Consider the following 12,470-nt stretch of genomic DNA (forward strand, 5'->3'; position numbering starts at 1 on the left):
CACCTTTTATTCTGTAGGGCCAGTTAATACTGACAATACGGAAGATTATGGTATAGTTCCATTTGATATATTTTGGCATGAAATGGAACTTTTCAGGTGACCTGTCAGGTGACCTTTATAATGGTTTATTTTAATTTGATATGAAAAGAAAAACGCTTACTGTAACATTTGGAGTCCATTTTATTATCCGTAGAGAAAAAGCAAAGAATGGGAAAGCTCCTGTATATGCAAGAATTACAGTGAATCACCAACGTTGTGAAGTATCTGTCAAAAAGTGGGTCCCGGTTAGAGATTGGGACAGTCGAAAAGGAAGGGTCAAATCGTGGAAGGACGAATACAAAAACCTGAATTCTTTTCTTGAACAAGTTCGTACAATATTGGTAGAACACTACCAGGATTTGGTCGTCGAGAATGAAGAAATAACCCCGGCTGCCGTTAAAAACCGGTTTTTAGGATTGGACGATTCTGGTTATTCCCTGCTGGGATTGTTTGATTATCATAACGACCAAATGCAGAAAGTATTAAAGTGGGGAACTTTAAAAAATTATTTCACAACTAAAAAGTATGTAGTCTTATTTTTGGAAAACCATTTAAAGAGAAAGAATATTCCACTTACTCTTTTAAATTACAGGTTCATCAGCGAATTCGAAAACTTTTTACGCAATTACGAACCTCTGGACCATCATAAACCGTTAGGAAATAATGGAGTTATGAAGCACTTGGAGCGTTTACGCAAAGTTATAACTATGGCCGTAAAAATGGATTGGATAAGTAAGAATCCTTTTATCTCTTACCGATTGAAATTCAAAAAAGTTAATCGTGAATGTTTAACAGAAGAAGAACTTCAAAAGCTTGAAAATAAAAATATAGAAATTCAAAGATTAAGATATGTGCGTGATTTGTTTGTTTTCAGTTGTTATACAGGACTTACTTATGGAGATGTGATGCGCCTTTCCCCGGCAAATTTACAGCCCGGGATTGATGGTGAACTATGGATTTTTACACAACGGGAAAAAACGGATAATCCGGTACCGGTTCCTTTGTTGACAAAAGCGAATGTAATTATTGAAGAATACAGGGAACATCCTAAATCGGTCTCAAGAGGAACAATATTTCCGTTGATATCCAATCAAAACCTGAATGCATATCTCAAAGAGATTGCTGATATTTGTGCGATTGAAAAACACCTGACATTTCATTTAGCCCGACATACTTTTGCCACAACTGTGACATTAAATAACGGTGTTCCAATTGAATCTGTAAGTAAAATGTTAGGGCATTCAAAGTTGACAACAACTCAAATTTATGCCAAAGTGTTGGAGAAAAAGATAAGTGTGGATATGAAATATCTTAAACATAAGCTTAAGAGCAAGAGAGATAAATAAATATGCTTTATACTTTAATCATATTAGAGTAAAACCGCTAGTTGTTTACAAGCAGTATTTTATGATAAATTAAAATAGAGACTATACCCAGATTTTCAGAATGAATTCTACTTGCTAAAAATTTATTGCTAAAATTGTAAAGAATAATTAACCAATGGATAAACTAAACTGGAACAAAATAAAATCAGGAGATAAGCAAGCTTTTCGTCTGCTTTTTGACAAATATTATTCACCTCTATGTTTATATGCAAATTCAATAATTAATAATATAGAGCTATCCCAGGATATTGTTAGTGATTGTTTTGTGAGGATATGGGAAAGAAAAAATACCATTCAAATTGAATCCTCACTAAAACATTATCTGCTATTGTCAATTCGGAATTCTATCTACAGCTATTTAAGATCGCCTGAAAATCGAAAAATTGATATTAATACAATTATTAATAAAATTGAAAATACTCCGATTGAAGAATACGACCTTGAAAAGGAAGAAACTATTATTCATGTATATAAATTAATAGAAGATCTACCGGAACAACGAAAAAAGATTTTTAAACTCGCTACGCTTAATGGTAAATCATATAAAGAAATAGCTATACAACTAGATATTTCTATAAATACAGTAAATACACAAATGACCAGGGCTTATCACTTTTTGCGGGAAAAATTATCAAAGAATGATTTCATATTATGGTTATTTTTGAAAAATATTAAAATAACATGAGTTTACTGTCACTGTAATTATCTATTCCCGCGTCCTTTATATGCAATAGTTGATGCATATGAATAAAATTGACTCTAACAGGATATGGGAACTGGCTGTTAAAAAGATTTACAATAGCCTTAATACAGAGGAAGAAGTTGAATTTGAAAAAATTGAAAATTCTAACGAAACTCAAAAGATTCTGCGACAGGTCAAACAAATCTATGCAAAGTCTTCAAATAGCTTTTATATTCAAGCCATTGACAAAGAAAAAAACTGGAGATATATAAATAATCAAATCAAACATAATTCACTACTGAGACGCATCCTGATTCATTCCGTTAAGTATGCAGCTATATTTTTTATCGCACTCTTTATTGGAGTAATGGTTCCCCGATTATTAATTTTTAGATCACAGGAAATAGCACATAACAAGATTGAAATGGAATGGGGACAAATGGGAAAAATGACTTTATCAGATGGCACGAAGGTCTGGTTAAATGCGGGAACTATATTGGAATACCCAACTAATTTTGATACGAGAAAAAGGTCCGTTTCGCTCAGTGGTGAAGCACAATTTAAGGTTACTCCCAATGATAAAATCCCTTTTGAAGTAAAAACAAATACCGGAATCATAAAAGTATATGGAACTACTTTTAATGTTGCTGCTTATAAAGATGATCCTGAGATGATTGTGACTCTTGTTGAGGGTAAAGTTTCAGTTGAAAATAGTAATGGCGATAATTTGGCAACTCTAAAACCATCAGAACAGCTTGGTATCAATAAACATACAGGAAAGGTTACGCTTAGGAAAGTAGATACTCATTTTTACAGTAGCTGGATTGAGGGGAAAATATTACTTGATGAAACAAAACTTTCTGATTTGGTAAAAATTCTTGAAAGGTGGTATAATGTTGATATTAAACTCTTAGATGAAAAAATTGGGAATATTCAAATATCTGGTACTATTTCTAAAAACAAACCATTGGATCTTTTCTTGAAAATACTTGAACGTATGTACGGAATAAAATATAAACTTATAATTAATAATAATAAAAAAGATGAAATACTAATTTTTAAGAATTAATTGCCTATGATTTAATCCAAAATTGAATTAAAAACGGTGAAAGTGCCCACCACTTCCACCGTCAAGTGATTTAATAATCTAGTACAACTATTAAAACATTCAAATTTATGAAAAAAAACAATGTAAGTCATTGTCCTAGGTGGCAATGGCGAAAATTATTACTAACGATGAAATTATTATGGGTTTTTATAATAATGGGACTTATATCAGCAAATGCTGCGGAGAGCTACTCCCAAAACACCCGAATAGACCTAAACATAGAAAATGCTACTTTAAAATCGATCCTAAATGCGATAGAAGAAAAAACTGAATTCTATTTCTTTTACAAAAATAATGAGATAGAAGATTTAACTAATCTTTCGGTTAGAGTCAATCATGCTCCTGTATCAAAGATATTAGGTGATTTGCTCAAAGATAAAGGCTTTGAATACGAGATCTACGATCGCTACATTTTAATTCAAAAAAGAGGTGCAAATCAATCCGTTAAAAATGAAATTAGACAGCAACATGGAATCACTGGCAAAGTTATCGACTCCTCAGGCTCTCCTCTCCCTGGTGTAACAATAGTAGTTAAAGGAACAACCAATGGAACAGTAACCAATGCTGATGGAGAATACTTTATATCCAATATACCGGGTGAAGCCATATTACAATTTTCGTTTGTGGGGATGAAAACACAGGAAATAATTGTTGGCAATAAAACAAATATTAGTGTTACAATGGAAGTTGATGCCATTGGTATTGAAGAGGTTGTGGCAGTTGGCTATGGAACACTAAGGAAGAGTGATTTGACAGGTTCCGTAAGTTCCGTAAAACTGGAAAACACTCCACAATCGTTATTTATAAATCAGACTCCACTTGATGCGTTAAGAGGGGAAGTTGCAGGCGTAAATATTGGCGTTTCAACTACAGCAGGGGGTACCCCTTCCATGCAAATTCGTGGTCAAAATTCTATTTATGGTTCAAATGATCCTCTTATTGTATTAGACGGTGTCATCTATATGGGAAATCTAAATGATATTAATCCCAATGATATTGCTACCTATGATATCTTAAAAGATGCTGTATCTTCAGCCGTTTATGGTTCAAGAGCAGCAAATGGAGTTATTGTGATAACAACAAAAAAAGGGAAATCAGAAAAACCGGTTATTACGTTCAATGCCACAACAGGACTTAGTACGTGGTCAAATAAACCCGATTTGATGAATGGCGCAGAGTATTTAAAAGTATTCAGCGAAAAATACCTACAAACAGAACCTACTACAGACAATTTAACCGGAACAGAGCTGGAAAACTATAATAATGGAATAGAGACTAATTGGTTAGACTTAATAAGCAGAAAAGGGTTTGTCCAAAATTATCAGTTAGCTGTTAGTGGTAAAACAAAAAGGGTTAACTATTATTTATCGACTTCCTATGATGAATCGAAAGGGGTAATCCTGGGCGATGATTTTAATAGAATTTCATTGTTAAGTAAAATCGAATTGGATGTCACGGATTGGCTGAGTATTGGATTTGATGCAAATATGTCGAAGAGGGACTATTCAGGAGTAGCAGCAAGTATAGGTGATGCTTTTGTATTACCACCTTATACCGATCCATATAGAGATGATCAAGGAAACTTGGAGAAGTATCCCAGAGAAAATTCCTACATCAATCCTCTCTGGGATGTCGAAAGCGGTACTCGGGATAACAACGATATTCAATATTCAGTTCTACTCAGAAACTATGCAACAATAAATTGCCCATGGATTAAAGGCTTGAGTTACCGAATTAACTTTCAAAATACTTTTATGAGGGATGATGTATCTGATTTTTATCATGAAGGCTATTATGTAAACGAAGGTGCAGAAATAGAAAGATATTCTCCTTCGCGAATTGAAAGTTTACTAGGGAAGGCTAATGGGACTGCAACTAATAAAAAAAGGAAAGGATACGTTATCGATAATATATTAAGCTACAAACAAACATTAGGCGATCATCATATTGATGCTATTTTAGTTGCAACCAGGGATAAATTAGACGATTATTCTCTAAGTGTAACAGGTAAAGATTATTCTGATAACGGAAATACTTTATTGGGAATTCATGGAATTGACAGAGCTTCCGAAATAACAGCAGATGTTAATAATACTATAAAAACGAATATTGGATATCTTGGTCGTTTAAATTATTCTTTTAAGAATAAGTATTATCTCTCAGGTTCAGTACGCCGTGACGGATCATCTGTCTTTGGAGAAAAAAATAAATGGGGAACTTTTTCTGCAGTAGGATTGGGATGGCGAATTTCAGAAGAAGACTTTTTCGTAAAATCAGATATTATTGATAATTTAAAAATCAAGTTATCATGGGGACAAAATGGCAACCAGGGAATTGGTCCTTATACAACCCTTTCAACTGTTGTTAGTGGAAGTAGTGCAGATACTCCATATGAATTTTCCGATACACCAGGGAAAATATATTATGGATTATATCAGAAGCGCATGGGAAATGCAGAGTTGGGGTGGGAGACCACAGAATCAATAAATATGGGATTTGAATCTGTTTGGTTAAAAAACCGGGTGTTTTTAGATATGGATATTTATTTTTCTAAAACAACAGATCAGTTATTTGACCGACGTATACCTTCAATGACAGGATTTACTTCAATGAAAGCATCAATGGGACAGGTAAACAATAGAGGGATTGAAATAACGGCAAAAACTGTCAATATAAAAAATGGAAATTGGCGATGGCAAAGTTCTTTATACTTATGGAGAAATTTTAATAAGCTTATACACTTGTATGAAGAGGATCTTGATGGGGATGGAGTTGAAGACGATGATATAACAAATAATCTTTTTATTGGTCAATCTATTGGTGCTTTTTACGGTTATGTGCAAGATGGGATTGTTCAGGAAGATGATATTGATTATATTGAAATGACTGGTTCTTCTCCAGGGGATCCCAAATACAAAGATATTGATGGAGTTGTTGGAATTTCTACAAATGACAGAAAAATATTAGGGTATAGTAAACCAGCTTATAAAATTAATTTAGGAAATACTGTTACATTTAAAAGAATAACACTTTATGCATTATTAACTAGTACATTAGGTACTAAAGACTATTATTTATCCAGAAATGTAAAAGCTTTTTCTGCGGCTACTCCATCAAGAATGTCTTCGAATGGTATCAGGTTACCCTATTGGACATCAAAAAATCCTACAAATAAATATCCTTCCGTAACCTATGCACCAGACGAAAAATATATGGCACTTCAATCAAGAAATTATCTGAAGCTACAAAGGGTTTCTTTGTCTTATAATTTAGGGAATCATATACTCAATAAAATTGGGATTAGTTCAGCGAAAGTATTTTTAAGTGCTGAGGAATTATTTGTTTTAACTGATTGGTCAGGAGGAGATCCGGAAGCTGGGATTGGAGTTGGCTCATCTTCGTTTCCAGTTACATCCAACTATTCTGTTGGAATTAATATGAGTTTTTAATCATGGAAAATATTAAAAAATAATATCATGAAAAATATTATATACAAAGTTTTTGTTTTATTATGTATGGTCTTATTAACCAACTGTAACGACGAAGAATTTCTTAGAGAAGATCCGCCCGCAGAATATACAACTGAAAATATTTATAGCACTTCACAGCAGGTTGAGCAGACATTAATTAAAAATTATCATTTTATTCGTGGTAGAATGACTACCTCTGCAGCATTCAAGTTTAATGGTACGGATATGTTCGATGTTCCGACGATTAGATTGGGAGACTCATTTAATGATTATAGTAAAATAAGCCCTTTGACAGGTACGTTTAATGGTATATATGCAGACAGTTATCGAATAATAAATAGGGCAAATCTGGCATTAAGTGCTGCTGATTATCCACAGATTGAATGGGCTTCTGAAGAAGAAAAAGAATACATAGTGGCACAGGCTAGGTTTTTTAGGGCTTATGCTTACCTTACACTTGGCGAATTATATGGCGGTGTACCAATTGTAACCGAAATTACGGATGTCCCTAAGTATGACTATGTACGTGCCACTAGGGTTGAAACATATCAGTATGCAATTGATGAACTATTAGCAATAGAAGATGATTTACCAATAATACCTACAAGCAGGGGGAGGATATCAAGAGGAGCTGCCCAACATTATCTTTGTGAATTATATCTTGCAAAGGGTATTGAACTTGCTGCGAATGGGGAGCAGTCGACAGCTAATGAGGCATTTGGAAAATCAATTGAATATGGTGATAAATTAATTGAAGGACCATACTCGTTAATACAAACCCGGTTTGGAACACGTAAAACAGAAACGGAAGTTTATTATGGGAATGGTTTTACGTTAGAAACTTCTAATGTTATCGATACATGTGAAACCAATTATTATTGGGATCTGTTTCAGGAAGGGAACCAGGATATTCCGGAGAATACAGAAAGTATATGGACTGCTCAGGTTGATTATGAAGCCTATAAAATTATAGATGATAATTCGAAGCTCCCTTATGCCAGGAATTATGGACCTGTTTTTCGTGCTAATTCGGGGGGGCATTGGGATAGTAATTCAACGAATGAAGATGTAGGAGGTAGGGGGATTACCGCAATTTGTCCTACATTTTATACAAGAGACGACATATATTCAGGGAAGTGGGCTGACGACATGAGAAATTCACAAATTGTATTTCGCAGAAATATAAAAGGTAACAGACCGGATAGCCCTTATTACAAAAAATATGTACCCTGGAGTGAAATTTATCTTAATGACAAAGATAAAACGTTATGTTATCCCATATCATGTAAAATATCGACCGATAAATTTACAGGAATAGATGAAGGTGAAAATAAAAGCAACTTATTCAGGAATGACTATATTATCCGTTTAGCTGAGACTGTCCTTTTAAGGGCTGAGGCAAAACAACGACTTGGGAACAAGCAAGGTGCTGCTGATGATATTAACCTTTTAAGAGAAAGGGCCCAATGTTCTTACCTGGTTACTGCTGCCGATGTAGATGATAATTTTGACCTTATTCTGGATGAACGTGCCAGGGAACTTGTTTATGAGGAATGTCGTTGGAATACATTACTTCGTATGGGAGGCAATATAGCAGTTGAACGAATTAGAAAATATGCATATTGGCCAGTAGCAAAGTCAACACTAACTTTTGATTATAACTTATGGCCAATTCCACAAGAAGTTATTAACCTTAATATTGCGGAACCAATGCAACAAAATCCGGGATGGGAAAACCGTTAAATTTCTTAAATACCTTTTAGTATATCTCATTCCAATATATTAGAATAATATTTTCTGTATCCCTTTGGTATCAAAGGGATACAGAGTGATACTTTTTTACGTGTAATAGACGGATTAACTACCTGTATGTAGAATGGAAAATTTACAAGAATATGAAAAAAATGAATTTCATTATAGGATTCAGTATTTTATGTATCTTATCTTCTTGCAATCCAAAGATTAGTAACACTAATCATTTCGATTACCTGAAAACAGATACTTCTATTGATTATAAAAAACTTAAGGAAGAATTTGTAAATCCTCCTGACCAGGCAAAGATGCGTATGTGGTGGAGGTGGATGAACGGTTTGGCCACCAAAGAATCAATTACTCGCGATTTAGAAGAATTTAAAAAGAAGGGAATAGGAGGAGTTTTGTTGTTTGATTCAGGTAATACCGGGCCAAACGTTCAAAAAGATGCACCTCAAGGTCCTCCTTTTCAAAGTGCCGAATGGAATGTGCTCTATCAATATGCCATAAAAGAGGCTGATCGATTGGGCTTGGAGGTATCAATGAATGCAATAACAGGATGGAATCCCGGAGGACCATTTGTTACCCCCGAGTATGCTGTTAAAAAATTGGTGTCTTCTGAAGTTGAAATTGAAGGGGGAAAATTAGTACAGATGGAATTACCAACACCGGATACCAACTTAATCTATGAAGATATTATTATACAAGCTATAAAAAATCAAAAATTCAATTCTCAGACTAAAGATAATGTGATCAAAAATTGGTCATTGAAATCTAATAATCAATTTTTTGGTAGTCGTGGAAATTACCCTCTTTACAAATTAAGAGAATATTACGACGGATCAGAAAAAGAAAATGTTATTCAGCAAAATGAAATTTTAGATATCACAAAATATTTCAATGGTGAAGAATTAAACTGGGATGCTCCTGATGGCAATTGGTTAATTGTCAGATATGGCTGGACATGTAAGGGGACGAAAGCTTACAATACAAGTGGGGCGTGGAATGGGCTTTCTTACGATCCATTAAACGCAAAAGCGTTTAACCTGTATGGCAAACATGTGATTTTACCCTTAATTGAATCTGCCCAATCTGTCGGAAATAGTTTAAAATATTTATTTACGGATAGCTGGGAAATGGGTACAATAAACTGGACGAATGATTTTCCTCTTGAGTTCGAAAAATTCAGAGGATACGACATAAATAAATACCTCCCTGTTTTAACTGGGCGGATTGTAGGAAGTAGGGAAATCTCGAACCGGTTTTTATTCGATTTTAGAAGAACAATAAGTGATTGTATTGCCGAGAATAATTATCAATTATTTGCTGATTTGGCACATGAAAATAATTTGGGTATTCACCCTGAATCCGGGGGGCCACATGCTGCTCCCATCGATGCCATGCAAATAATGAGTATAGGAGATTTCCCCACAGGAGAATTTTGGGCCAGAGCCACTACTCATCGGGTTTCTGACATGGAAAGATATTTTGTTAAACAAAGTGCCTCTGTTGCTCATACAAACGGCATACGTATTGTTGGAGCTGAATCGCTAACAACTCTTACTACGCAATGCGAGCGAGCGCCCAAAGATCTAAAACACGATTTGGATCGGGCATTTTGTTCCGGCGTTAACCGTCCTTTCCATGTAATCGGCTCAAGTTCACCACCGGAATATGGCCAGCCTGGAATAATAAACAGGGCAGGGAATGATCTTTCTCCTAATGTTACATGGTGGGAACAATCGAGTAATTATATCCAATATATTAATCGTTGTTGTTTCATGCTTCAGCAAGGATTGTTTACCGCAGACGTTTTGTATTATTATGGAGATGATGTACCTAATTTTGTTTATCTAAAAGAAGATTACGCTGAATTAAATTATGGTTATGATTGGGATAAGTGTTCCAAAGACGTGATCTTAAACCGGGCATCAGTATCAGATGGGAAAATTATTCTACCTGACGGAATGAGTTACAGAGTTTTAGTTCTGACACCGGAAGAAACGATTAATTTAAAAGTACTTAGAAAAGTTGAGCAGTTGGTTTTGAATGGAGCTACAGTATTGTCGCCGCGACCGAAAAGAGCTACCGGCCTTAGTGGCTACCCTGAATCTGACAACGAAGTGAATGAAATTGCTCAACTTATGTGGGGAGATATTGATGGGAAAAATAAAACGAGACATCAATATGGAAAGGGGCAGGTAATATGGGGCGAAAATATTAACAATGTTTTAAATGCGCTGGAAGTTAGGCCCGATTTTTCATTTAAAAGCTCTAGCGATAAAACAGCTTTGGATTACATTCACCGAAAGTTGGGAAACCAGGATATTTATTTTCTAGTAAACCGCTTTGCCCATCATGGAATTAACGATTTCAATTACCATTATGTTAAGACTCTTCCCGATAGATATGAACAAGTAGAATGCGCTTTCAGGGTCACAGGGAAAATTCCTGAGCTATGGAATCCCATGAGTGGTGAAATAAAAAAAATCAAAACCTATCGTGAAGAAAACGGGCAAACAGTTGTTCCTTTTCATTTTAAACCAGAGGAATCGTTTTTTGTGGTTTTCAGAGAAGCAAGTACCCCAGGCGAGCATGTTGTAAAGATTGAAAAAGATGGTGTAGAATTGTTTCCTTTACGCAGGCAATATAACACAAAGGCTACACCAATGATTGATATATACAAAAAAGATAGTGTAATTGTGGGCGAGGTATTTGAAAAGGGGCATTATGTACTTCACTGGAACAGTGGTGAAAAAACAGATGTAGAAGTGCAAGAAGATGCAAGTGAAACTGAAATAAAGGGATCTTGGGCAGTACACTTTGACCCAAAATGGGGAGGGCCGGAAACTATAATATTTCCGGAATTAAAATCATGGCTTGAATTTGATGATCCAGGAATTAAGTATTATTCGGGGAAAGCAACTTATGTAAAAGATTTTAATATTAGCAAACAAGATTACAATGATAAAAAGATTTTTCTTGATTTAGGCATGGTACAGGAACTAGCTGTTATAAGATTAAACAGCCACACTTTTCCTGTTACGTGGATGCCTCCATTTAAAGTAGAAATATCTGATTATTTACTTGACGGTGTAAATTCGTTAGAAATAGACATTGTAAATCAATGGGCTAATCGACTTATAGGAGACAGTAAATTATCTAAAGAAAAGCGGTTTACAAAAACAAACTTTATAAAATTTTATCAACCCGGTTCTGAGCAGTATTTGAGAGAATCTGGTTTGATTGGTCCAGTAAAACTACAGTTTGTGTCTGTTAAAAATCTTTCACATTAAGTTAGAAAACTGCACAATTTTGATTTGTATAGAAATCATTAAGATTATTTTCTACGGTTGACTATTTGAGAATTGAGAATATAGCTATGGGCAGGCCATGTGGTTGATTGATTACACAATTGAAAAAAAAATATACGAACCATTGTCTGGCAGGCAAAGCCCCTTTAAACTGACTGATTATCAGTGTTGTTATACAAAAATTAATATAAAAAATGAATAAATATTAACTGAATCAATTCTGCTATGTTATTTGACCAAGTTGGTGGAAATTTAAGAACAATTCTTTTTATTATTGAATGATAAAAAGTGTTTAACTTTTATAGTTTAGTTAGTTAGAATCAAGAGGCCGTCTCATAACAAGTTTATGGGACGGTTTTTTATTTTGCGTTTTTTAGGAGTTTGCACCTAACTTTTGGGGATATTTTGCGTTAGATACGTTTTTTCAAAAACGCAAAAAGGTTTTAAGTGCTTTTATGCACTTATTTTAGCCAAATTGTGCGCTAAAGCGATCAATCCGGTTTCAACTTCTACTTTTCTTTTGCCACGTAGTAAAAGCCTTCTAAAACCTTTGTTATTTTTAATTATCCCAAAAGTTGCTTCAACATCTGCACACCGCTGTTTGCGGCGTTTTACCCCTTCATCACTCAACAGTTTTTTTCGGGCGGCCTGTTTGTGCTTTTCCAGGTTATGGTTGATTTCAATAATGCGGTCGCCATTAGCTTTATGGCAGCCCCAGCG

The 12,470-nt window shown here is 34.7% G+C and carries 7 protein-coding genes; 6 read left to right on the forward strand and 1 reads right to left on the reverse strand.

All coding sequences use genetic code 11. The features are described 5' to 3' along the window. Window positions 1-140 precede the first annotated feature (140 nt). The 6 genes from K5G00_RS28175 (at window position 141) to K5G00_RS28200 (ending at window position 11,732) form a co-directional block, all read left to right on the forward strand. Complete coding sequence (locus K5G00_RS28175; RefSeq protein ID WP_238769833.1) at window positions 141-1,385, forward strand: site-specific integrase; 1,245 nt, start codon at window positions 141-143, stop codon at window positions 1,383-1,385. Window positions 1,386-1,539: 154 nt separating this feature from the next. Beyond that, window positions 1,540-2,109: an RNA polymerase sigma-70 factor gene (locus tag K5G00_RS28180; protein WP_238769834.1), complete on the forward strand. Its 570-nt coding sequence runs from the start codon at window positions 1,540-1,542 to the stop codon at window positions 2,107-2,109. A 58-nt stretch (window positions 2,110-2,167) separates the two neighbouring features. After that, complete coding sequence (locus tag K5G00_RS28185) at window positions 2,168-3,175, forward strand: FecR family protein (protein ID WP_238769835.1); 1,008 nt, start codon at window positions 2,168-2,170, stop codon at window positions 3,173-3,175. Window positions 3,176-3,282: 107 nt separating this feature from the next. Next, window positions 3,283-6,663, forward strand: coding sequence for a TonB-dependent receptor (locus K5G00_RS28190; RefSeq protein WP_238769836.1), 3,381 nt, complete (start codon window positions 3,283-3,285; stop codon window positions 6,661-6,663). Between the two features lie 27 nt (window positions 6,664-6,690). Further along, complete coding sequence (locus K5G00_RS28195; protein ID WP_238769837.1) at window positions 6,691-8,427, forward strand: RagB/SusD family nutrient uptake outer membrane protein; 1,737 nt, start codon at window positions 6,691-6,693, stop codon at window positions 8,425-8,427. A 161-nt stretch (window positions 8,428-8,588) separates the two neighbouring features. Beyond that, window positions 8,589-11,732, forward strand: a complete 3,144-nt coding sequence (locus K5G00_RS28200; RefSeq protein WP_238769838.1) for a glycosyl hydrolase — start codon at window positions 8,589-8,591, stop codon at window positions 11,730-11,732. Window positions 11,733-12,203: 471 nt separating this feature from the next. Here the strand turns inward: K5G00_RS28200 and K5G00_RS28205 are convergent. Continuing rightward, window positions 12,204-12,470, reverse strand: a 267-nt coding sequence (locus K5G00_RS28205) for a transposase (RefSeq protein ID WP_238769839.1), incomplete at its 5' end; no start/stop codon positions are given.

This window comes from Maribellus maritimus (assembly GCF_022267315.1).
Lineage (GTDB): Bacteria > Bacteroidota > Bacteroidia > Bacteroidales > Prolixibacteraceae > Draconibacterium > Draconibacterium maritimum.